A 21,866-nucleotide genomic window follows, 5' to 3' on the forward strand; every position below is an offset into this window, starting at 1 on the left:
TGGTCCGACAGACTGAGGAGCACCGATGGAGCCATTTCTGCTTCCAGTTGTGTTCTTGGCTGTGGCTGCCGCATTCACACTGTCCGCTTCGGCCGGGTTCGGTGGCAGCCTGATTCTTGTTCCCACTCTGGCGCTCGTCCTCGGCACCAAGTCCGGGGTGGCTTTGGCGGCGCTTCTTCTTGGCGCCAACAACCTGGTCAAGGTCTTCGCCTACCGAACGACGCTCCCCTTCCGCAAGGCAGCCGTCGTGATCGTCCTGGTCGCTGCAGGATCGTTCCTGGGGGCCAAGTTGCTGGTTTCCGCGCCCGAACGGGCTGTGACCTGCGCGGTCATCTTCAGTTTCGCTGCCGCGTTTCTGGTGGAAACGCTCAATCTGACCCGCTGGCAGCGGGCCGGTTCCCCGGTGATGGCGTTCGCCGCGGGGGCGACGTCCGGATTCAGCGGTACGTCGGGACCCCTCAAGGGGCTTGCGGTCCGCGGACTGGCGCTGGATCGCCTTCACCTCGTAGGTGCGCTTTCCATGGCCTCACTCGTCGGGGATGCCACGAAAACCGCCGTATGGACGGATGCCGCGCTGCTTACGGGCGGGGACTATCTCGTCGCCTTGGCATGTCTGCCGCTGATGCTCTTCGCAACGTTCCTCGGCAGGCGGTTCAACACCAGAATCGGTGAGCGCGGATACACAGGCCTGTTCTGGACAGTTATGGCGGGCTACACCGGGCGTCTGCTGGCGGGCCTTTGAGGCGGGCCCTCCGAATCCGACCTGACCGGTACGAGGTTCCGCAGATGCCCCCGGAAGGTCCGGGGGCTTCTGCCTTCCTACGGCGGCTCAGCGCCGAAGTATGCGGGAGGTGACGGTCAGTCCGGCCAGCGCGAGGAGCATCCAGGCTGTGAGGTAGGCGAAGGCGGCAGCGGGTGAGAAGGCGGTCCAGAGGATGCCGGCGAGGGTGCTGGCGGCGAGGTTGCCGAAGGACTGGACGGCGGCGAGCATGCCGAAGGCGGAGCCACGCAGGTCCTCGGGGGCGAAGGCCGCGACGGCCGAGTGCTGGGCGGTCTCGACCGCGCCGATGCCGATCCCGGCCAGGATGAACGGGACGGCGAGGAAGGCTATGGCGGGCGCGTCGACGGTGAACAGGCCGTAGGAGAGAGCGAAGCCGACGACGCCGCCGGCGAGGACGATGACCGGGCCGCGGGGTCCGAGCCTGTCGGAGAGTCGGCCTGCGGGTACGGAGACGAGTGTGGCGGCGATGTTGTGCGCGGTGTAGAGGCCGAGAGCGATCGTGGTCGCGGTTTTCGCGCCGCGCTCCACCGCGAGCAGCTCGGATGCCCGCAGGATGAGCAGGGTGGTGGCGACATTGCCGAACTCGAAGGCCGCCACCGCGGCCATCAGCCTGCCGAGGTCGCCTTGGAGGACCGGCTTGATCCGGATCTTGAGGGGCACCTTGACCCGGCTGGCGGGACGGGGTGTCCGGCGGATCGCGTAGACGATCGCGGCCGCGGCCAGCAGGCCGGGGATCACGGAGAGGCCGATGGCCCAGCTGACTCCGAGCCAGGCGACCAGGCCGAGGGCCAGAAGGGGGCCGAAGATCGCGCCCAGGTTGTCCATCATCCGCTCGAAGCCGTATGCGCGTCCGTAGGCAGTAGGGGGGACGATGTCGGCGAGGAGGGCGTTACGGGCGGGGACGCGCAGGCCGCGGGCGGTCCAGGCTGCGGCCCGCAGGAGGCCGACCTGCCAGACCGCGGTCGCCCCGGCGGTCGCGGCACCGAGCACGGCGGTGGCCGCGTAGCCGCCGACGGCGACCTTGCGACGCCGGGACGGGTCGTCCGCCAGGACGCCGCCCCCGAACCTGGCCGCGCCGGCCAGGGCGTCGGAAACCCCTTCGATCGCGCCCAGAGCCGCGGCCGGTGCGCCGAGGGAAGTCAGCAGGGACGGCAGGAGGGCGGTGGGGATCTCGTGGCCGACATCGGCGAGGAGACTGGCGGATCCAATGCCCTTGACGCCTGGCGTGAGCCATTGATTTCCGTCGCGGGCGCCGTCGGCGGGCGGCACGATCTCGTTCATTCCCGGCAGTCTGCCTGGTCCTTACGGATGTCCTGTGACGACGAGCTCTTGGTAGACGGATTCTCCACCGAGATCACCAGTGTCATGCGGGGCCGCCGCCCCTCGCTCATCTTCGGTGCGAGGACACCTGTGCCCAGCTCGCTGCCGGGTTCGGCATCGGCATGGGCGGCCATCCACCGGCACACCCTCAGGGCGCAGCCGGATGGGATCGCAGAGCGGCACTGAATCTGCAGCAGCAGCTGCGTCGCTAGGTGAGGTGGGCCGACGCGTCCGTCGTGCCCGCCTCATGCAGTCATGCGTCAGCGGCAGGTACGGGCGGTATGTCCGCGGGTAGGGTAACGAGGAGGTGCTGGAGCTCCTGCTGCTTGTCCTCGGTGAGCGGGAGCAGTGGCGCGCGCGGCGGCCCGGCCGGGAATCCCCGCATGGTCGACCCGCAACCTCACCGGCCGTCCTGGACGGCTACCTGTCCCCGGGTCTTTCTCACGGCTTCCGACGCCACCGCCCGCGAGCGGCTGGTCGGCCGGGAACGCGGCTCGGAATTGGAGCAGGAGCTGAAGGGCAGGGCACGCAATGCACGGCTGCTGGACCAGCGGGCCTGCGCAGGGACCGTGCGGGTGGTGACGGACGGACGGCCTGCCGTGGACATCGCGCGCGAGGTGGTGGCCGCCACCGGCTGGGCCGGGCGGCCTGCCGCCCGGCAGTTCGGCCTCCCGCAGGCCGCGCTCGGCCCACTCCAGCGCCCCATGAGGAACTTCTCCGCCCATGCCTTGGGGTTGGCCCACCAGGCAGCCACCACCAGTTCGCGTGCCCGGGCCATGCCCGGCTCACCGAGCAGCTCCCAGTAGCCGAAGAGGTCCATGTCCGTGGCATCGTTCACGCCGTCCAGCAGGTGGCGCACCAGCCGCTCGGCGTGGGCGTCTGCGTACTCGACGTAGCAGTGGCGGGCAAAGAGGCGAGTGCCGAGCAGGCTCAGGATGCGCGCGCGGACGATGCCGGTGTCCTCCCCGGCGGTGGCCGCGAGACCCGGGGAAAGCGGACCGAAGATGCGAATCGTTGTAGGCTCCGGAGACCTCCCTTGACCTGCGTGAAGCAGGCAGGGAGCGGACAAATCGGGAGTATGCGCATGCTTCGTACGATGTTCAGGTCCAGCACCTGACATCTGGGTATCTGCGCAGGTCAGAGTGCTTCTGGTCGCGATGGGGTCAGCAAATGCTCAGCATGGTGCGGGTATGTGTCCCGCGGCTGCTGACCGTCCGGTGTGCCGGCAGGGCGACCACTTGGCGCGGACAGTCCTGCCAGGGTCGGGTCGGCCACGGTTTTGCGGGACGCTGGGAACTGGTAGCTGGTATTGCCGCCGGATGACAGTCGCCTAGCGAGCAGGAGCACAGCGGTGCCGCTTGAGATCAACGTCCTCGGGAGGTTCGCCGTGCGCCGGGACGGCGTCGAGGTGACGTCGCAAGAGTTCGGCGGTCGGCTCACCCGCCAGTTGATCCGGCTGCTCGTCGCACGCCGCGGCACGGTGGTGACCCGGGACGCGTTGGTGGAGGCGCTGTGGGGAGATCGTCGACCCGCAGATCCGGACGCGAACCTCAACGCGCTCGTCAACCGCGCCCGGCGCGCCCTGGGGGCGGCATCACTGATCCGGACCGTCCCGGGCGGGTACGTCCTCCACGATGACTCCGCGGTGGCCATCGACGCCGAGGCGTTCGAGGTGGCCGTGCACACGGCGGGTCATCGGCTCGATGGCGATCCGGCGGCTGCGCTGGCCGCGATCGAAGGGGCGCTCGCGGCCTGGGGGGACCCCTGGCCCGAGGATACGTACGCGGACTGGGCGCAGCCGCATCGCGAGCGGCTGGAACGCGCCCATCAGGATGCGCTGGAGATCGGGGCGGCCGCGGCCTTGCGTGTCGGGGATGCCCGCCGGGCGGTCGAGCTGGCCTCCGACGCCGTCTCGGCCGCGCCGCTGCGCGAAGCCGCACACCTGCTGCGGATCCGGTCTCTGGCCGCGAGCGGGGACCAAGCGGCGGCGCTGGCCGCGTACGGGCAGCTGCGGCACCGGCTCGCCGAGGAACTGGGAGTCGATCCCACCCGCGAGGCGGCCGAGCTGCACCGGCAGCTGCTCCGTGGCGAGCTGAGGGCCGTCCCCTCGTCGGCGTCCCCGGCGTCCCCGGCGTCCCCGGCGTCCCCGGAGCCACCGGCGTCCCCGGCGCCGCCAGGCAGGCCGTTCGTCGGTCGTGACCGCGAGCTCGCCGCGTTGCGCGACGCCGAACACGTGGCGCTCGTGGCCGGCCGGCCCGGTTCCGGGAAGTCCCGCCTGCTCGCCGAGCTGGCAGCGGTCTCCCGGCGTCCGGTGATCGCAGGCCGGGCTGTCCTACCCGAGCGGGAGGCACCCTGGAGCCTTGCGCGCGGGTTGCTGCGTGCCGCGCTGGGCATCGGTATTTCGCCGGCCACGGTATTGCCGTCCCGCTCCCACGCCGCGCTGGGGGAGCTGCTGCCGGAGCTGGCCGGCCCCCGCGCCCCGGTCCCGGTCGACGCGCGGACCTGGCGCTCCCTGGTCCTGGAGTCGTGCGTGCGCGTGCTCGCGGCCACCGGCCCGTCGCTGCTGCTGCTCGATGACCTGCAGTGGGCCGACGCGAGCAGCCTGGAGGTGCTCGCCACCCTCGCCGCCCGCGCGGAGAACGTCGTGATGGTGTTCGCCTACCGGCCCGACGAGATCACCGGAGAGCATTTCCTGACCGACCTGCGGGCCGTTCACCGTCCGCTCGAGATCCGGCTCGGTCCGCTCGACGCCGCGGCCATCAACCGCCTGGTCGAGGGCCAGGTGTTGGCGGAGCTGCTCGCCGAGGAGACCGACGGCACCCCCTTCGCGGTGCTGGAGGTCCTCCGTGCCGTCGCGCACGATCCCCCGGAGGAGGTCATCGGTCATGCCCGCGCCGCCGCGCGTGCCGGCCGGCGGCGCTCGATCCTGCTGCGCGCCGAGCGGCAATCACCGCCGGCCCGCGAAGTGCTGGGAGTGCTCGCCCTGCTGGGGAGGCCGGCCTCACCGCGGCTGCTCGCCGACGCCGCCGGGGCGGCGGTCGAGGCCATCACGGCAGAGCTGCGATCGCTGGCCCGCGCGGAGCTCGTACGCGGCGACGACCGCGGCTTCTCCGTGGCCCACGACCTGGTGGGCGACACCGTACGCGACGCTCTCGACGCGGTGGAACGGGTCCGGCTGCATCAGCTGGTGGCCCGGGCGCTCCTCTCCCATCCGGCGACACCGGGGGAGCGGGCCCGCCACCTGGCCGGGGCGGGAGACCGTCCGGCGGCGACGAGCGCCTACGCCGCCGCGGCGCGGGAACGGCTCGACCACTTCGACGACCGTGAGGCCGAACGGCTCGCCGAGGCCGGACTGTCGGGCGACCCGGCGGACGCCACGCGCGGGGACCTGCTGGAGGTGCGGGCCCAGACGCGAGCCCGGGCAGGGGACCTGCGCGGTGCGCGTGACGACCTGCGCGGTGCCCTCTCCCTCGCGCGCACCCCGGGGGCGCGGGCCCGGCTGCTCACCCGGCTGGCCGTCCTCGCCTCCGGGTCCGACGACCTGATCCGCGCCGAGAGCCTCGTCGACTTGGCGCTGGTGGAGGCCGGCGCCGATCCCGCCGCGCGGGCCCGCGCACTGGCCACCGGCGCGATCATCGACATGAACCTCGAACGCCGGGCTCGCGCGCAGAGCCGGTACGACGAAGCGCTGACGCTGTTCGAGCAGGCCGGCGATGCCCGCGGGGTTGCCGACATCCTCGACGCCCAGGCCATGGCGGCCTTCCTCGACGGCGACGTCGACGCGGCCATCGAAGCCTTCGACCGGGTGGCGCAGCTCTTCGCCGACGCCGGCAACCTGCTGCGCGTCATCACGCCGCGATCGACCCGCGGCCACGCGCTCGTCTTCGCGGGCCGGCCGCAGGAGGGGCTGGCGGACACCGAGGCGGCGCTGGACCTGTCGCGGTCCCTCGGCTACGCCGAAGGCGAGGCGATGGCCCTGTGGCACCACAGCGAGGCGCTCACTGCGCTCGGCCGGACCGGCGATGCCCTCGATGCGGCCACGAAGGCCGTGTCGATCGCCGAGCGCGTCGGGCACCGCGGGTGGACTGCCACGGCGCTGCGCAGCCTCGGCATCGCGCACGAGGCCGCCGGTGGTATGGCCGCGGCAGAGGACGCCTTCCGTCGGTCACTGGAGAAGAGCGAGCACCTGCCGCTCTTCGCGTCGTGGGCGCATGCGCGGCTCGCGCTCGTGCTCATGGCCTCGGGGCGGCTCCGGGACACTGCCGAGCACGTCGATCGCGCGTTGGCCACCGGGCCGCCCCTCGGCCACTACGAGGCACGGCTGGCCCGGTGCGCGCTCGCCGTGAGCCGCCGGCAGCCGGACGCGTCCGCGTTGCTGGACGACGCCATCCACCGGGCTGCCGCGGGCGGCCATCGGGCAAGCCAGAGCCGGCTGGCCACGCTGGCCGAGTCCTGGCACGGGGTCTCGGACACACCGGCCCGGCTCGAGGAGTGAGCGCTTCCCCAGGCCGGCGATCGTGGTGGCCCGTGATCCCTTCCTGTGGGTTCAGCGGGTCCGCGCGGGGTCGCGTTCTGGCAGTACGTCTTTCGCCCAGTCGGCGCGCTTCCAGTCCGGCACCGGCGTTTCGCAGTTCGCGTGCGGCACGTAACCCGAGCGCTCCACCACTCGCATGCGGTGGATGTAGCGCGGGCAGTTCGGGTAGACGGCACGCGGAGTCACACGGACGACGAACTGCGCCTCCGGCCAGGTTTCGAGCAACGGGTCCGCGAGTTCGACGCGGGCCTGCCCCTCGACGCGCATCCGCCGGCCGTGTTCGAAGTCGATGAACAGCATCCCCACGTGCGGATTGCGGAGCAGGTTGCCGAACGACAGGAACATGCCGTTCCCGTCGTACGACGGGAAGGCCAGCGTCCGCTCGTCCAGCACCCGGACGAATCCCGGGTCCCCGCCCTTGTACGAGCACGTCGGCCGGCCCTGCTCGTCGGCGGTGGCCAGGAAGAACATGTCCAGCCGCTCGATGAACTCCCGGTCGTGCTCGGTGAACCGGTCGTGCACGAGCTTGTCGACGATCCGGTCGGCCATCCGCCGGGTGTCGAACCGGTCCTGCAACTCACGGTTGCCGGCGTGAAACATCAGTCGGCTCCCCTTGACTCGAGCGGCGTGTCGTCGCGGTTTGATGCACCCCTCATAAGCAGTCAGGGAAAGCGTCGACCATCGCGATAGCGGCCAGATAGCGGTCAGATAGCGGCCCCGACCCGCCGCCTTGGGCCGTCGGCGGCTCCTGCAGAAGCGTGAGCACGGCCATGACGCGGTGCCGGTCCACTGGGTGGGGTGACGGGCGTGGTGTTCGCCGTTTCGGGTAGGTCAGCAGCTAGCAGGCGTGGGAGAGGGAGAAGTGCCCGGTGAATACGTAGACGACGGTGTTGACGGTGACCATTGCGCTCGCGGCGGCGACGGCGAGGTTGAGGAAGAGGGGGGGCGGACGCCGCTGATCGGGTGCATTTGCCCTGTGGGCCGGTGTCCGCGCCGCCGGCCGCGGGTAGTGCGCCGCGCATGACCGGAATGGAACTCAGCAGTGCCGCGTTCGATGATCACACCGCGATCCCCCGCCGGTACAGCGGGGAGGGGGAGAACGTCTCGCCGCCCCTGACCTGGTCGGCGGCGCCTGAGGGGACCGCGGAGCTGGTGTTGCTCTGTGAGGACCCGGATGCCCCGGGAGGGACCTTCCTCCACTGGCTGGTCACCGGCATCGATCCCGGGGCCACCGGGGCGGAGGAGGGGCAGAAACCCCGGGGCGGGCTGCCGTGGCCCAATGACTTCGGGCGCGTGGGCTGGGGTGGGCCGATGCCTCCACCGGGGCACGGGCCGCACAGATACTTCTTCCGTCTGTACGCCCTGTCCGAGCCGCTCACCCTGCACGGCAGGCCGACCGTCGACACCGTGCACCGCGCGGTCAAGGGCAAGGAACTGGCCGTCGGCACCCTGGTCGGCACGTACCAGCGCTGATCGCAGCCATGGGCGCCTTACAGCCGGACGAAGCAGGCCGACGCGACCGTCGCGCGGTGCCCGAGGCCGTGGGCCCGCCGCGGGCACGGGCCGGCATACCGAGGGATCCGTCGCCGACCACGTACGCGGCGAGGCGGGCCAGCAGCCGCTCGTCCGTCACCCCCACGCCCCGCGCCGCACGGACCGGATCCTCGGGAGACGACTGATGCCCCATGGGTCATCGGGTCGCGGTCGCGGTGCGTTCCAGCCTGATCACGATCCCCTTGAATGTGGGCGTGTTGCTGATGTCGGCCGTACTGTCCAGCGGCACCAGGACATTGGTCTCCGGGTAGTAGGCGGCGGCGCAGCCACGTGCGGTCGGATAGGCGACCAGCCGGAAGTTCTCCGCGCGGCGCTCCGTGCCGTCCGGTCCGGTGCTCACGATGTCCATCCGTTCGCCGTCGGCCAGCCCGAGTGCGGCGAGGTCCGCCGGGCTCACCAATACGACCCGCCGGGTTCCGTGGATGCCGCGGTAGCGGTCGTTCTCGGTGTACGGAACGGTGTTCCACTGGTCGTGGGAGCGCAGGGTCTGCAGCAGTAGATGGCCCTCGGGCGCCCGTAGCATCTCGCCCGCGTTGCGGGTGAAGACGGCCTTGCCGCCGGGGGTGGGGAAGGTTCCGTCGTTCACCGGGTTGGGCAGCCGGAAGCCGCCGGGCCTGGCCACCCGGGCGTTGAAGTCGTGGAAGCCGGGCACGACCCGGGCGATCCGGTCCCGGATCGCGCCGTAGTCCGCCGTGAACTCCTCCCACGGCACGGGCACCGTGTCACCGAGGGTCCGGCGGGCCAGCCGGCACAGGATCGCCACCTCGCTCAGCAGCGCGGGGGAGGCCGGCTCCAGCCGGCCGCGGGAGGCGTGGACCTCGCTCATCGAGTCCTCGACGGTGACGAACTGCTCCCCGCCCGCCTGGACGTCCCGCTCGGTTCTGCCCAGGGTGGGCAGGATCAGCGCGGTCTCACCGCACACCGTGTGGGAGTGGTTGAGCTTGGTGGAGACGTACGCGGTGAGCCGGCACTGCCGCAGCGCCCGCTCGGTGACGCGGCTGTCGGGGGTGGCCCGTACGAAGTTGCCCGCGACGCCGAGGAACACAGTGGCGCGGCCGTCGAGCAGGGCCTTGATGGACTGCACGGTGTCCCAGCCGTGCCCGGTCGGCGGGGTGAAGCCGAATTCGTCTCCCAGCGCGTCCAGGAACTGCTGCGGCATCCGCTCCCAGATGCCCATGGTGCGATCGCCCTGCACATTGCTGTGGCCGCGCACGGGGCAGACGCCCGCGCCGGGCTTTCCGATGTTGCCGCGCAGCATGAGGAAGTTGACGATCTCGCGGATGGTGGGCACCGCGTGCTTGTGCTGCGTCAGCCCCATGGCCCAGCACACGATGATCCGCCGGCTGTCGAGGACCAGGTCGCGCAGGTTCTCGATGTCCTGGCGCGTCAGCCCGGTCGCGGCGGTGACCTGGTCCCAGGAGACCTTCCGGACGTGCTCGGCGAATGCGTCGAACCCTGTCGTGTACGTGTCGATGAAGGCCCGGTCGAGCACGATGCCGGGAGCTGCGTCCTCGGCCTCCAGCAGCAGCCGGTTCAGCGCCTGGAACAGCGCGAGGTCACCGCCGAGCCGGATCTGGAGGAAGGCGTCTGCGAGCACGGTCCCGCGGCCGATGACACCGCGCGCTCTCTGTGGGTGTCTGAACCGCTTCAGACCTGCCTCGGGCAGCGGATTCACGGCGACGATGCGTCCGCCGTTGCGCTTGGTCTGCTCCAGGGCGGAGAGCATCCGGGGATGGTTGCTGCCGGGGTTTTGGCCCACGACCAGGACCAGATCGGCGTGGTAGATGTCGTGCAGGCTGACGCTTCCCTTGGCGACGCCCAGGGTCTCGTGCAAGGCGGCGCCGCTGGATTCGTGGCACATGTTCGAGCAGTCCGGCAGGTTGTTGGTGCCGAAGGCCCGGGCGAACAACTGGAGGAGGAAGGCGGCCTCGTTGCTGACCCGGCCCGAGGTGTAGAAGACGGCCTCATCGGGGGAGTCCAGCCGGCCCAGCTCCTCGGCCAGCAGCCCGATCGCCTCCTCCCAGCCGATCGGCTCGTAGTGGTCCGAGCCGGGCCGCTTGACCATGGGCTCGGTGAGCCGACCCTGCTGGTTGAGCCACTGGGCGGATCTCGTGGCCAGTTCGGAGACCGGGTGCCGCCGGAAGAACCCGGCCGTGATCCGTCGGGACGTCGCCTCGTCGCCCACGTGCTTGGCGCCGTTCTCGCAGTACTCGTTGAGCTGCCGGTGGGCCGGGTCCGGTTCCGGCCAGGCACACCCCGGGCAGTCGAAGCCCTTGGTCTGGTTGACGTTGAGCAGAGTCAGCGCGGTCCGGCGGACCGTCGTCTGTTCCAGGGAGTACCGCAGGGCGTGGGCCACCGCCGGTACGCCCACCGCCCAGGTCTTGGGCGGGGCGATCGAGACCTCTGTCCCGGCAGGGTCCTCCGGGGTCCGGCCCGGTTCTTCCGGTTCTCTGCTCATGTTCCCTGCCTCGTCCGCCGGTCAGCCCGAGGGCCAGCACGGCACTTTGGGCCGCAGCCGCCCGGGGCGGACATGCCCGCGGCTGATCGCGCCGCGCCAGGCCCGGTCTCTTTCTCCCGGCCCTCGACGAACGCCTTGAACCGCCCTAGCCCGCCGTGGATCCCGCGCCGGACCCCACCGAGGGCGTCCACCGCCCGCCCGAGCAGGCCCTGCGGCGCGTACTCCATGCGCAGGGATACCCGGGTGCGGTCGCCGGCGGTGGGACGGAAGGTCACCGAACCGGTGTGGTGCGGGCTGTCCAGGCTCTGCCAGACCACGCGTTCATCGGGTGTCTGCTCCACGATCTCCGCGTCGAACCCGTGGGCGACCGGGCCCCATCCGGTAACCCAGCGGACCAGGGCGGGACCGAGCTGCTCGACGTCTTTCACGCCCGGTACGAACCGGGGGAAGCTCTCGAACTGGGTCCACTGGTTGTAGGCGGCGCGCACCGGGGCGGCCACATCGACCGACTCCTCGATCACGCCCATGGCCGGCTCCGCTTCCCTCGCGCTGTCGTTCCCGCCCAGTGTCGGCACATTCCGTCCGCCGCGCGAGCCGGAAACCGCGGTGCGCGTCCGCCTCAGGACTGTGTCCCCGGGTCGGTGTACCGCAGGAGTGCGCCCACGCCCTCGTACAGCCCCAGCTTGCTCTCCGGTACGAGGACCAGTTCGGCGCCCGTGCCCACCAGGGCCCGCACCAGCGCCTCGTCGGCGCGCTCCTCGCGCGGTGCCCGCACGCCGAAGGAGAGCAGCTCCGCCTCCGTCAGGGCCAGCTGGGTGGCCTGCGGGCCCACCCAGAGCCGCAGGGAGGGCGCGGGCGGGTGGTTGAGCAGCAGTGCCGAGACCTGGCCGCGCTGCAGTGCGGCGACGGTGGCGGCCAGGCCCTCGCACGCGGCTCCGTGCAGTGCTCGTCGGCCGATGAAAATGTCCGCGAGCTCCCGGTCGTGCGCGGCCATACGGTGGTGGAAGACGCTGTTCAGCTGTGGCTCCAGGAGCGCGCGCCCGGTGTCTGCCGGCGACGGTCCCGCGACGCGTACGATCCGGCGCCGGAGCCCACCCGGCAGGCGGCGGACCAGGACGTTGCCCGCCCAGTCGTCCCCGCCCACGATGACGGTGTCCGAGCCGTGGTGTCGTGCCCACTCGTCCAGCCGGTGGCCGAGTCGGACGGCGGCGGCGTGCCAGTCGGCCACCGGGACCCTCAGGTGCAGCCGCTCTCCCGGGGTGACGGTGGACACCGGCCACATCCCCGCCTCGGCGTCGACCGTCACGGTGCCGTGCGTCTCGGCCGTGGGAAGCCCGCGGTAGTGCACGATCACGGCCAGGTAAGGGATCTCCGGCAGGTGCTGGGTCACCAGCGGCATCGCGTCGGGCAGCGTGCTGTAGCGCGCGGAGTCGTGCGTGGGCGGTTGTGGCAGCTCTCCGTCCAGCACCAGAGCCCCGTGGGCGGTGAAGATGGCCTGCCCGTGCGGCCCGGGTACATCCGCGTCCTCGCCGACCACCCGTTCGATGGCGGTGAGCGTCGGCCGGTCCGCACCCTGGCGGGCCAGGGCGTCGCGCAGCCGTCGCCAGCGCAGGTCGATCGTACGCTCCGGATGCTCGACGTCACGGGATGTGTCGAGGTAGACGGAGGCGAACGGGCCGGGCTCGGCGTACAGGGGCTCCAGGAACGACAGCCGCATCACCACCACTCCACCTTCGATGATGACGCCGTCGCGTCAGATCCGGAACAGTAGGATCCCGGCCGCGACCGATCCCGCCACCGCGCCTCCGTAGCAGAACAGACTGATCGCGGCGCTCAGCCTCTTGAGCCGAAGGCCGTCGTACAGGGTGTAGCGGAAGCGATGCGCCCAGTGGAAGAGGCACAGCAGGCACAGCCCGAAGAGGATCACCTTGGTGACGGGGTGCCTGAGCACCGAGAGCAGGTGGGCGTGGTCGGGAGCCGCCAGCCAGCCCAGCGGGAAGGCGATGCCGAACAGGAACAGCAGGACGGGTACCAGCAGGGCGGCGGCCATGCCGTCGGCGCTGAAGAGCAGCCACAGCAGCGGTTCCGGCGATTTCCAGCTCATCGCTCTACCCACTCAGGATCAGCCATGCCGTGGCCGCCGTCAGCAGCGCCCACAGCAGGTAGTGGACTGCCAGGATGGAGCCCGGCCGGACGCGTCGGCCGCGCACACGAACCGCCATGGCCCGCGGGGCCAGGCCGAACCAGGTGATGGTGTGCAGCAGGACGAAGAGCAGGGCGATCGTGTTCAGCAGGACCACCCACCACTGCTTGCTCCAGTCCTGGAACCGCTCGTACTCGCCACTGCCGTCGGCGATCGCCCCGGCCATGAGCAGCAGGAACACCAAGAACCAGGCGACGAACACGCCGCTGAGCTCCCGCAGCACGAAGACGAAGTAGGCACGTCGCCGCAGCCACCAGAGCGTGGGGACCGGCTTGCGGTACGGCGGCGCCGGCCGAGGCCGCGCAGGCGTTTCGCTCATCGCTCACCCCATGGCCAGAGGAGGTGCTTGAGTGATTGCGTGGCCGCCGTGAGCTTGTAGCGCTGGATCGCGCCGGCCGGGTCCACCCCCTTGGGGCAGGCCGTGGCGCACTCGCCGACCAAGGTGCAGGCCCACACACCGGCGGCGGAGCTCAGGACGTCGCGCCGGTCGGCGGCCCCCTCGTCCCTCGAGTCGAGGTTGTAGCGCTGGGCGAGGGCGATGGCCGTCGGCCCCACGAAGTCCGGATCGAGCGCGTACACCGGGCAGGCCGCGTAGCAGAGCATGTAGTTGATGCACATGCTGTACTGCTTGTACTCGTCCATCTCCTCCGGCGTCTGCATGAACTCGCCCTCGTCGAGCGGCTTGTCCTCGCCTCGGATGATCCAGGGCTTGACCTCCGGCAGCTTGTTCATGAAATCGCCGATGTCGACGACGAGATCGCGGATCACCGGAAAGTTGTCCAGCGGTTCGACGCGCAAGGGTCCGGGGACCGAGTCGGTCAGGAAGGCCGAACAGGCCAGCTGGGGGTTGCCGTTGACCGTCATTCCGCAGCTGCCGCAGATGCCCATCCGGCAGGACCAGCGGTAGGAGAGGGTGCCGTCCAGGTGGTCCTTGACGTGGTTGAGACCGTCGAGGACCGTCCACTCCTTGCGCAACGGCACCTCGTAGGACTGCCAGGTCGGTTCGCCCTCCTGTTCCGGCCGGTAGCGGGCGACCTGCAGGGTGATCCGTTCGGTATCCGGCATGGCTACCGCCTCCCGTACACGCGTTCCCCCCGGGGGGGGGGGGGGGGGGGCAGCGGGTGACGGTCACCGCTGGGTACTCCACCCGCCCGGTACCGTCGGGTTCTCGATGGATGAGCGAATGGGCCAGGTAGCGCTGGTCGTCTCGCGCGGGGAAGTCGGTGCGCTGATGAGCACCTCGGGACTCCTCGCGGCCCAGCGCGGAAGTGATGGTGGTCTCGGAGACGTCCAGCATGCAGCCCAGCTCCAGCAGGGCGATCAGGTCCGTGTTGAACGTCCGACTGTGATCGCCGACGGCCGCACGGCCGTAGCGCTCCCGCAGTCGGCGCAGCGCGTCGGCCGCGGTGGCCAGGGACTGACGGTCGCGGTAGATTCCGGCGCCGTTCTCCATGGTGTCCTGCATCGCGGTACGGATGTCCGCGATGCGCTCGTGGCCGTCGTGGCCGTCGGGGTGCCGGGCGACCAGGCGCTCCAGGCGGCGATGCTCGTCGCGGGCCTGCGCGAGTACCGCGGCGCTGGGGCCGCTGCCCGCCGAGGCGGCGGCGGACTCGGCCGCGGCCCGGCCGCCGCGGGCGCGGAAGACCAGCAACTCGGGCAGCGAGTTGGAGCCCAGCCGGTTGGCGCCGTTGATACTGACGCAGGCCACTTCACCGGCGGCATACAGGCCGTCGAGACCTGTGGCCCCGTCGATGTCGGTGTGGACGCCGCCCATCATGTAGTGCACCACCGGGCGCACCGGGATCAGTTCCGTGACCGGGTCGATGTTCTGGTACTTCAGGCACAGTTCGCGGACGAACGGCAGCTTCGTGTCGATGAGTTCCGCGCTGAGGTGGCGCAGGTCCAGATGGACGACCGGCCCGTGCGGCGTAGGGACGGTCCTGCCCTTGCCGAGCTCGTGCACGAACGCCTGCGACAGCCGGTCGCGCGGTCCCAACCGGTCAGGTCCTCCTTTGCCCCCAGCAGCATCTCCTTGACCTTGGGGAACTGGCGGCCGAGCATGTCCGCGACGGTGTCGAGCTGGGCCCGGACCACATCGGCGGTCGGCTGGGCGAAGACCGTGCGGATCGTCGCGGCGACCATTTCCGCGGATCCCTTCGGGATGACGGAGAACACGTTGCGCACGAAGTGAACGCGGCACCGCTGCCAGCCGGCTCCGATCATGACCTTGCGGATCACTTTGACCAGGCCGCTGTGCCTGTCGGAGATCACCAGGCGGACACCGCTCAGGCCGCGTTCACGCAGCGAGCGAAGAAACTCGGTCCAGAAGACCTCCGTCTCGCTGTCGCCGACCATGACACCGAGGACTTCACGGCCGCCGTCCTCGGTGACACCGGTCGCGATGACGACGGCCTGGGACACGAAGGCGGTGCCGCGCGGGTCCGTCAGGCGGGCGGTGGTGGTGGCGTCGGCGGCCGGGGCTGCCGGGGCGGTCACGGTCGCCCCGAGGTCTCCCAGCCTGGCGGCGTCGGCGGCCACGTCCGCGGAGGCGATGCGCAGCCGGAGGGTCTCCTCGCCGCCGTCGGTCTGGCGAAGGTGGCCCATGGGGGCCGCTGCCCCGGGGCGGTGATCTGGGGTGGCGGAGTCGGGGCCGTCTTCGAAGGTCCAGCCCAGGAGCGGTCCGTAGAAGTCCTTCAGGGCCTGGGGGTCGGTGGTGTTGATCTCGAAACCGACGACAGTGCCGGGAGTCGTGGTGGTCATGGGCGCGCCCTTTCACGGGTGAAGCGGGATGGAGGTGCCTCGCGGGGGCGGTTTCCACCGTAGGAGCCTTTTTAGGACAGGTTTTGTCACCATGGCCTGGCAGCCTGAGGACCATGACCCAGGACCTGCCTGCCCGGATGCTGCGCCTGCTGTCCCTGTTCCAGACCCGCCGCGCCTGGACGGGCGTCGAACTCGCCGACCGCCTCGGTGTCACCTTGCGCACCGTCCGCCGTGACATCGACCGGCTGCGCACGCTGGGCGACCCCGTCTCCGGCGGGTCGAGGTAGAGGCCAACCACGTCGCGGACCTTGTCGATGAAAAGTGGATCCGTGGACAGCTTGAAGGTCTGCGAGCGGTGAGGAGCCAGGGCGAACGCCCGCCAGATCCGCGGGATGGCCGACTGCGACATCCACGTCGCGGCGGCCATCGACCTGGTCGACCAGTGCGTCGCGTTCTTCGGTGTTCCTTCCAGGGTCTTGACGATCACCCGCTCGACATCGGCACGGTGATCTTCCGCGGGACGCCGGGACGCCGGGACGCCGGGACGCGTGTCGTCACGCATGCCCTCCAGCCCGCGGTCGAGGAGCCGTCGTCGCCAGGTGCGGACCGTCTCGGGCGGGGCAGGAACAGCCCAGGCCAGCGGGCACGAGGCGGTGTCGGAGGCGGCATGGACGCTGACACCGATCTGGCAGTTGCCGACCTCTCCCAGGGCCTGTATTTCAAATGCCCCGTCTCCGACGGGGTGGAGAACGGGGCGTCGTGAGGGCAGAATTCGGGTGCCTACTACTGATGGGCCTGGATGTAGTCGATCGCGGCCTGAGGGCTGGTGATCTTCTGGGCGTCCTCCTCAGGGATTTCGATGCCGAACTGCTCTTCCAGGGCCATGATGAGTTCGACGGTGTCCTGATCTTCAGCGCCGAGGTCGCCGACGAGGGAAGATCCGTTCAGTACTTCTTCCTCACTGACGCCCAGCTGCTCGGCGATGATCTTCTTCACGCGCTCTTCGACGTTGGACACAGGGCCTCCCGGTTACTTGATGGGACAGATCGCGGTGAGCGTCCCACACGGGATCGACGGATACTCCCGAACCTCTCATCGAACTTCGGAATCGACAGGGATCGGCCACATCGACGGGAGCCCTGGCGGAAACGGGCTGCTCAAAGCCGAAATAGGGCTGGTCGACACAGGGGCGGCGGGCTGGTCCGCAGCAGTCGCACGCGCGCCGCACCCGCCATTGGCGGCGTATGCGTAATCGCGTCATCACCGAGCGCAAACAAGTCAAACCGTGCCGGCGGTGATTAACCGGAGCGTGGCGTGAACACCAATGGGACGGAAGGCGCTGCGGGGGCGGGGGCGTCCCGTGCGTTCTGCCCGGTTCAACCGCTTGCGCCAACTTCATCGTCGACCGGATGGGTGGCGGCTGTGGCAGTAGAGGTCCAGATCCTGCGGAAGCTTCTGGAGGAGGTGCAGCCGGGGGGAGTACTCGACCTTCCGGCGGACCTCTTCGCCGATCGTGAGGCCGCAGGCCGGGTGTTCCCGGGCGCGGCTCCTCGTATCGAGGAGGCGGTGGTTGACCCGGAGGAACTACGGGTCTCGGGGCGGGCGGTCACCACGGCGTCCGCCGATTCGCTGCCCGTCGTCATCGAGTTGTCCGAGGACGGCGAGACCATCACAGGCGTCCTGGCCGCCGTGGATCTCGGCCGGCCCGGCGGGCTGGTGCTCGCCGATGGCACTCCGTCAGGCGCCGAACTGCCCGACGGTGCCTGGCTGGTCACACCCGGAGGCACTCTGCCGCTGGTCGGCAGGACGGGCGGCGCGGTCGTCGATCCCGAGCGCCGCGACGGCCTGGGCCGGGCGGTGCCGATCCCTCAGGGCCGCACGGCCCGCCCCCGCGGCCCCCGCGCTCTGGTCACCGACCGAGGCATCCTGGTGCCCCGCAGTGCCCCGCAGCGCCGGGGCGGCATCCGGCTCCTCGAATCCCCGGCCGTGCGCGGGTGGTCCCCGATCACGCCGCCGGACGGGGACAACGGCGTCAGCATCAACTACGAGAATCCTCCGTTGCGCATCGCCGGGGCGCTGACCGCGCGCCCGGCGAGGTCCCCGTACAAGGCCGTCGTCGGTGGTGCGCTGATCGTCGACACCGGCGTGTTCAACGGCACCGCGATGGCCGCGTACGTGGTACCCGAAACGGGCACCCGGCCTTCCTTCTTCGCCTACGGCTCGCTCGGCAGTGAGACCGGTTTCGGGCCGCCCGCCTTCCAAGTGCGGGGAGTCGCCGCGGGGTTCGGCTGGAACAGCCGGGTCCGGGTGCCGAACGCCGAGCAGATCGGCGAGTTCCCCTTCCTGGTCGCCCTCGACAACCCCGGAGAGATCGGCGCGGACGAGGACGAGGTCGACCCGCTCGAGGTGCTGAACAAGCTCGTCGGGGGTCCGAACCCCTGGGTCACCGCACAGGAGGGCGACCTGTGGATCGGCGCGGGATTCGCCTTCAGCGTCTTCGAGTTCATCAAGGGCCGTGCCATGGCCCTCGTGCAGACCGGCTCGGACCTGGCCATCAGCATCCTCGGCGCGGGCGGCGCGGAACTGCCCACCCGGAGCGAGAAGAAGATCGCCCGGGTGGAGATCGGCGTCGAGGCCACGATCCGCCCGAACAGCGGCGAGCTGAGCCTGGGCGTCGGCATGACGGAGAACACCTACCTCATCGACCCGGCCTGCCGGCTGCGCGGCGGCATCAGCCTGAAGGTGTGGTTCGGCAACAACCCGAAGGCCGGCGACTTCGCGCTGATCGTCGGCGCGATCCCCAGGGACCGGCAGCTGCCCGCCCACTACCCCAAGCAGCAGCAGGCGGGATTCACCTGGGGAGTGGGGAGCAAGGTCAGCATCTCCGGCACGGCCTACGCCGGTGTGACGCCGAAGTCCCTGATGGCCGGCGGCAGCCTGGACGTCGTCTTCCACTCCGGCATGCTGCGGGCCTGGCTGACGGCCAAGGTCGATGCGTACCTGCAATGGAATCCGTTCTATTTCGACGTCGGCATCGGCGTGCGGGTCGGGGTGTCCGCGACCATCAAGGTCGCCTTCGTCAAGGTCAAGATCTCGATCGAGGTCGGCGTCAGCATCCGGGTATGGGGCCCGCCCGTCGGCGGGCAGGCGACGGTGCACCTGTGGTTCATCGACTTCACCATCGGCTTCGGTCCGCGACGCTCCAGCAGCCCGCCGGCCCTGGACTGGGGCGGCTTCCAGGGGATGCTGCCGCCCCCTACCACTATGGTGCGGACCCTCGCCGGCGCGGGCCTGGCCGGCGAGGGGGCAGCGGAGACCCGGGGCGGGGAGAAGCCCTGGATCGTCGACAGCTCCGGCTTCGAGTTCACTGCCGACTCGCAGGCCCCCGTGAGCAAGCTCTTCCTGGACGAGCGCAGCAGCAGCCCCGTCGCCGCGGCGGAGCCTGTCGCCATCCTGCCGATGGGACAGACCGGCAAGGACAGCGAGCTGAGGGTCTGGCTCACCCTCGACGGCGGCGAGGACAGCCTCTCCGACTGGTCGCACACCACCCTGCGGGCCGCCCTGCCCCGCAGCCTCTGGGGGGAGTCCGGCAACGGCGGCGAGCTGCTCCCCGACTGCATCGTGGGAGCGACGCTCACCTCCCCCCAGCCGCAGAACGGCACCTCCACCGGGTTCATCGACGAACGCGCCATCACCTTCGACGCGATCACCCCGGACGGGAACCAGCCCCTGTCCGCCGGCGACACCCCCGCGGGCCCGGCCCCGCAGAGGCTCGCGGAGGGCGGAGTCATCGATCGCATTGCGAGCACCATCGACGGCGCCGAGGCCCGCACCCGGCGTTCCGCCCTCGTCGGCGCACTGGGCGACCTCGGCACCGCCCTCGGTCCGCTCGACACCGACCTGAGCGCCTACGCCGACGCCGCCGCGACCGCTTTCACCGCCGAGCCGATGATCGTTGCGGCGCGCTGACCCGCCTCCGTCCCCGAAAGGCACACCCGTGACCACCACACCCGACAGCGCACCCGCGCCGCGCACGAGCACGCCGGCGGCCAAACACCGCACCCGGTTCTTCGACCACCGCATCTCCTCCCTCTACGCCGGCCGGTACCAGATCTTCAACCGGCAGACCCTGAAGGACGTCGAGGGGCAAGACCGCGTCATCCAGGGCGATCCGCAGAGCTTCGACGTCGTCCAGCCGCGCTTTGCCATCGACCCCGAGGGCATCGCCGCCCGCTACCCGTCGCCCGACACGGTTGGTGTCTACAGCCAGCTCCTTCCGCACATCAACCTGGACATTCCCGGCCTTCCGTGGAACCGCCGGCTGGGGGAGCAGGCCCCGGAAGTCCCCTGGATGGCCCTGCTGGTCTTCCGTGAGGACGAACTCCCCGAAGACCCCGACGCGGTAGGCCTCGTCCAGGGCGGCAGCGTCCGTGATCTCCTGGGCGGCCGGCTCGGCCCCGGCACGCCGCCCACGCTGGCGCCGCAGAGCTTGCGTCCCGAGGAGTACGAGGAGATCTGCGCGACCGTCCTGGTGCCCGCCGCGCTCTTCGACAAGGTCAAGCCGCTGCCGGTCGAGATGGGATATCTCGCCCATGTGCGCGAGGGCGGCCGGCCCGACGCCGTCCGCTCCGGTGACGACCCGCCGGCCGACCTGGACGAGATGAACGCGATCGTTGTGGCCAACCGGTTCCCGTCGGCCACGGCCGGCCGGCACGTCGTGCACCTCGTCTCCGTCGAAGGCTTCGACCGGTTCCTCGACGGAGTCGCCGCCCCGGCCGAGGGCGTCCGGCTCGTCTCCCTGACCTCCTGGTGCTTCGAGACCGAGACCGATACGGGCATCGGTTTCGGCGACCTGTGCCAGCACCTGGCCACCACCGACGGCTACACCCCCCGGCCCGATCTGCGGCTGCGCGTACCCACCACCACCCCCGGCAACCCCACCGTCGAACAGCGCGTGGCCCTCGACCGGTTCGCCGCCGGCGGTACCGCGCTGCCCCAACGGCTGGAAACGGGCGAGCGGGCCGTCGCGTTCCACCGCGGGCCGTTCACCGCCCTGCCCGCGCACCAGCTTCCGCCGGCCGCCGCGACCCGGCTCGAGTCGCCCGGTGAAGCGCTCGTCTACGTCGAGGAGTACGGCGTCTTCGACACCGCGTACGCCGCCGCCTTCGCGGCCGGCCGGGCCGCAGCCCTCGCCGACGCCGGATTCCGCACCGCCCTCATGGAGTTCCGCTCCGCAGCCCGTTCCGCCGTCCGCAGGCTGGCCTCGCACCCCCTGCTGGCCGGACGCTCCGTCTCCGCCCGCCAGCTCACCGCACCCCTGGCCCGCGAGGCCTTCGAGCGGCTGCTCGTCCAGGACGGCGGCAACAGCTTCAGCCGGGCTGTGGAGCGATCCGCCGAACAGCTGCGGGCTGGCAGCCGTCGTACGGTCATCGCCCAGCCGGTCCGGGCTGCCGCGGAACCCCGCACCCTGCTCGCCCAGCAAGGGGTCCGCGACCTGCTGCGCGAATCGGCGGGCGAGGACTTCTACTCGGTCCACGACTGGCTGCAGCGGCTGCGCCGCCTGGAGATCCTCACCTTCGACAACCTGGTGCCGGACTCCCGCATGCTGCCTCCCGAAAGCATCCGTTTCTTCCACGTCGACCCCGGCTGGATCCGGGCCGCCGTCGACGGCGCCCTGAGCATCGGTGTCGGCCACGCCCTGGACGCCGACCTGAACGCCCTGGCGACCGAGGAGACGGTCCCGGCGGTCTGCGGGGTGCTGATCAGGTCGGCACTGATCCCCTGCTACCCCAAGACGATCACCAACGCCTACGCCGGGACCACCGAGGTCGAGCCCGTACGGACGGACGTGTACGGCACCGACGTGCGCCTGCTGCTCTACCCCACCCTGTTCGACACCTTCGAGCTGGCCGAGCCGCCCCGCGGGCTGGCCTTCGGCATCGGCGACGTCGGCACGATCGACCTGCGCAAGATCAGCGGCCCCGAGGTCGGATACCGCATCGAGGAGTTCCCGCAGCCGGCCGGATTCGGCCGCTTCCTGCGCCCGGGCGACGCCGACGTGCTCAACGTGGCCGGCGGTGGCGACGCCCTGGTGCCCGCACTCGCGCAGGCGCACCACGTCCCCGCCCTCACCTCCGCGCAGTTCGCCCTCCAGATGCTCAACCTCCCGCAGGTCCAGACGTTCTCCCGGCCCTGACGACCACCCGCACCCACGTCGGACCGACGACCGACCCGCGTCAGAACCCACGAGAGGCAG

General features: G+C 70.9%; 14 protein-coding genes and 6 pseudogenes. 7 read left to right on the forward strand and 13 right to left on the reverse strand.

Annotation, left to right across the window (positions count from 1 at the left end; translation table 11 throughout):
* Positions 1 to 25 precede the first annotated feature (25 nt).
* Positions 26 to 742 (forward strand): TSUP family transporter, encoded by a 717-nt coding sequence (locus AC061S_RS03310; protein WP_478684281.1) that lies wholly within the window; start codon positions 26 to 28, stop codon positions 740 to 742.
* Positions 743 to 829: 87 nt separating this feature from the next.
* On the opposite strand, the gene AC061S_RS03315 is transcribed toward AC061S_RS03310, so the two are convergent.
* Positions 830 to 2,062, reverse strand: a complete 1,233-nt coding sequence (locus AC061S_RS03315) for an MFS transporter (RefSeq protein ID WP_478684282.1) — start codon at positions 2,060 to 2,062, stop codon at positions 830 to 832.
* Positions 2,063 to 2,532: 470 nt separating this feature from the next.
* On the opposite strand from AC061S_RS03315, the pseudogene AC061S_RS03320 reads away from it, so the two are divergent.
* Both AC061S_RS03320 and AC061S_RS03325 read left to right on the forward strand, forming a co-directional pair.
* A pseudogene (locus AC061S_RS03320) lies at positions 2,533 to 2,748 on the forward strand (hypothetical protein); the annotation flags it as partial.
* Positions 2,749 to 3,452: 704 nt separating this feature from the next.
* Positions 3,453 to 6,596, forward strand: coding sequence for a BTAD domain-containing putative transcriptional regulator (locus AC061S_RS03325; RefSeq protein WP_478684283.1), 3,144 nt, complete (start codon positions 3,453 to 3,455; stop codon positions 6,594 to 6,596).
* 51 nt (positions 6,597 to 6,647) lie between these two features.
* Here the strand turns inward: AC061S_RS03325 and AC061S_RS03330 are convergent, their stop codons facing one another.
* On the reverse strand, positions 6,648 to 7,235 hold the full coding sequence (locus AC061S_RS03330; RefSeq protein ID WP_478684284.1) for a pyridoxamine 5'-phosphate oxidase family protein: 588 nt from the start codon (positions 7,233 to 7,235) through the stop codon (positions 6,648 to 6,650).
* Between the two features lie 420 nt (positions 7,236 to 7,655).
* Between AC061S_RS03330 and AC061S_RS03335 the strand changes: the two genes are divergently transcribed.
* The gene (locus AC061S_RS03335) at positions 7,656 to 8,108 is read left to right on the forward strand and encodes a YbhB/YbcL family Raf kinase inhibitor-like protein (RefSeq protein WP_478684285.1); all 453 of its coding nucleotides are present in this window, start codon (positions 7,656 to 7,658) and stop codon (positions 8,106 to 8,108) included.
* 217 nt (positions 8,109 to 8,325) lie between these two features.
* On the opposite strand, the gene AC061S_RS03340 is transcribed toward AC061S_RS03335, so the two are convergent.
* The 9 genes and pseudogenes from AC061S_RS03340 to AC061S_RS03380 all read right to left on the reverse strand — a co-directional run.
* Entirely contained in the window at positions 8,326 to 10,647 is a 2,322-nt protein-coding gene (locus tag AC061S_RS03340) for an FdhF/YdeP family oxidoreductase (protein WP_478684286.1), read from the reverse strand.
* Entirely contained in the window at positions 10,644 to 11,174 is a 531-nt protein-coding gene (locus tag AC061S_RS03345; RefSeq protein ID WP_478684287.1) for an SRPBCC family protein, read from the reverse strand. Before AC061S_RS03345 ends, AC061S_RS03340 begins: the two co-directional genes overlap by 4 nt.
* A 92-nt stretch (positions 11,175 to 11,266) precedes the next feature.
* On the reverse strand, positions 11,267 to 12,364 hold the full coding sequence (locus AC061S_RS03350) for a baeRF2 domain-containing protein (protein ID WP_478684288.1): 1,098 nt from the start codon (positions 12,362 to 12,364) through the stop codon (positions 11,267 to 11,269).
* Positions 12,365 to 12,400: 36 nt separating this feature from the next.
* A complete protein-coding gene (gene frdD, locus AC061S_RS03355; RefSeq protein WP_478684289.1) occupies positions 12,401 to 12,751 on the reverse strand; it encodes a fumarate reductase subunit FrdD in 351 nt (116 codons plus the stop codon).
* Between the two features lie 4 nt (positions 12,752 to 12,755).
* Complete coding sequence (locus AC061S_RS03360; RefSeq protein ID WP_478684290.1) at positions 12,756 to 13,169, reverse strand: succinate dehydrogenase/fumarate reductase transmembrane subunit; 414 nt, start codon at positions 13,167 to 13,169, stop codon at positions 12,756 to 12,758.
* Positions 13,166 to 13,915 carry a succinate dehydrogenase iron-sulfur subunit gene (gene sdhB / locus AC061S_RS03365; RefSeq protein WP_478684291.1) on the reverse strand — a complete coding sequence of 250 codons (750 nt, stop codon included), beginning with the start codon at positions 13,913 to 13,915 and terminating at the stop codon, positions 13,166 to 13,168. Before sdhB ends, AC061S_RS03360 begins: the two co-directional genes overlap by 4 nt.
* A gap of 55 nt (positions 13,916 to 13,970) precedes the next feature.
* Positions 13,971 to 14,813, reverse strand: a pseudogene (locus tag AC061S_RS03370) (FAD-binding protein); the annotation flags it as partial.
* A 29-nt stretch (positions 14,814 to 14,842) separates the two neighbouring features.
* Positions 14,843 to 15,274: pseudogene (locus AC061S_RS03375) on the reverse strand (transposase); the annotation flags it as partial.
* Between the two features lie 9 nt (positions 15,275 to 15,283).
* Positions 15,284 to 15,610, reverse strand: a pseudogene (locus AC061S_RS03380) (VOC family protein); the annotation flags it as partial.
* Positions 15,611 to 15,723: 113 nt separating this feature from the next.
* Here AC061S_RS03380 and AC061S_RS03385 point away from each other — a divergent pair.
* A pseudogene (locus AC061S_RS03385) lies at positions 15,724 to 15,885 on the forward strand (HTH domain-containing protein); the annotation flags it as partial.
* Here AC061S_RS03385 and AC061S_RS03390 read toward each other — a convergent pair.
* A pseudogene (locus AC061S_RS03390) lies at positions 15,882 to 16,220 on the reverse strand (helix-turn-helix domain-containing protein); the annotation flags it as partial. The pseudogenes AC061S_RS03385 and AC061S_RS03390 sit on opposite strands and share 4 nt — an antisense overlap.
* 173 nt (positions 16,221 to 16,393) lie before the next feature.
* Entirely contained in the window at positions 16,394 to 16,627 is a 234-nt protein-coding gene (gene acpP / locus AC061S_RS03395; RefSeq protein ID WP_478684292.1) for an acyl carrier protein, read from the reverse strand.
* A gap of 405 nt (positions 16,628 to 17,032) precedes the next feature.
* Between acpP and AC061S_RS03400 the strand changes: the two genes are divergently transcribed.
* Together AC061S_RS03400 and AC061S_RS03405 are read left to right on the forward strand one after the other, a co-directional pair.
* Positions 17,033 to 19,579, forward strand: coding sequence for a DUF6603 domain-containing protein (locus AC061S_RS03400; RefSeq protein ID WP_478684293.1), 2,547 nt, complete (start codon positions 17,033 to 17,035; stop codon positions 19,577 to 19,579).
* Positions 19,580 to 19,607: 28 nt separating this feature from the next.
* The gene (locus AC061S_RS03405; RefSeq protein WP_478684294.1) at positions 19,608 to 21,806 is read left to right on the forward strand and encodes a hypothetical protein; all 2,199 of its coding nucleotides are present in this window, start codon (positions 19,608 to 19,610) and stop codon (positions 21,804 to 21,806) included.
* Positions 21,807 to 21,866 lie beyond the last annotated feature (60 nt).

It is taken from the genome of Streptomyces sp. CA189, assembly GCF_056428985.1.

What these genes read in the sequence shown, in the direction of transcription:
- AC061S_RS03345 (WP_478684287.1), bottom strand. Translation starts at nt 11,174, where the DNA reads ATGGGCGTGATCGAGGAGTCGGTCGATGTGGCCGCCCCGGTGCGCGCC.
- AC061S_RS03340 (WP_478684286.1), bottom strand. Translation starts at nt 10,647, where the DNA reads ATGAGCAGAGAACCGGAAGAACCGGGCCGGACCCCGGAGGACCCTGCC.
- sdhB (WP_478684291.1), bottom strand. Translation starts at nt 13,915, where the DNA reads ATGCCGGATACCGAACGGATCACCCTGCAGGTCGCCCGCTACCGGCCG.
- AC061S_RS03315 (WP_478684282.1), bottom strand. Translation starts at nt 2,062, where the DNA reads ATGAACGAGATCGTGCCGCCCGCCGACGGCGCCCGCGACGGAAATCAA.
- AC061S_RS03330 (WP_478684284.1), bottom strand. Translation starts at nt 7,235, where the DNA reads ATGTTTCACGCCGGCAACCGTGAGTTGCAGGACCGGTTCGACACCCGG.
- AC061S_RS03335 (WP_478684285.1), top strand. Translation starts at nt 7,656, where the DNA reads ATGACCGGAATGGAACTCAGCAGTGCCGCGTTCGATGATCACACCGCG.
- frdD (WP_478684289.1), bottom strand. Translation starts at nt 12,751, where the DNA reads ATGAGCTGGAAATCGCCGGAACCGCTGCTGTGGCTGCTCTTCAGCGCC.
- AC061S_RS03310 (WP_478684281.1), top strand. Translation starts at nt 26, where the DNA reads ATGGAGCCATTTCTGCTTCCAGTTGTGTTCTTGGCTGTGGCTGCCGCA.
- AC061S_RS03350 (WP_478684288.1), bottom strand. Translation starts at nt 12,364, where the DNA reads ATGCGGCTGTCGTTCCTGGAGCCCCTGTACGCCGAGCCCGGCCCGTTC.
- AC061S_RS03360 (WP_478684290.1), bottom strand. Translation starts at nt 13,169, where the DNA reads ATGAGCGAAACGCCTGCGCGGCCTCGGCCGGCGCCGCCGTACCGCAAG.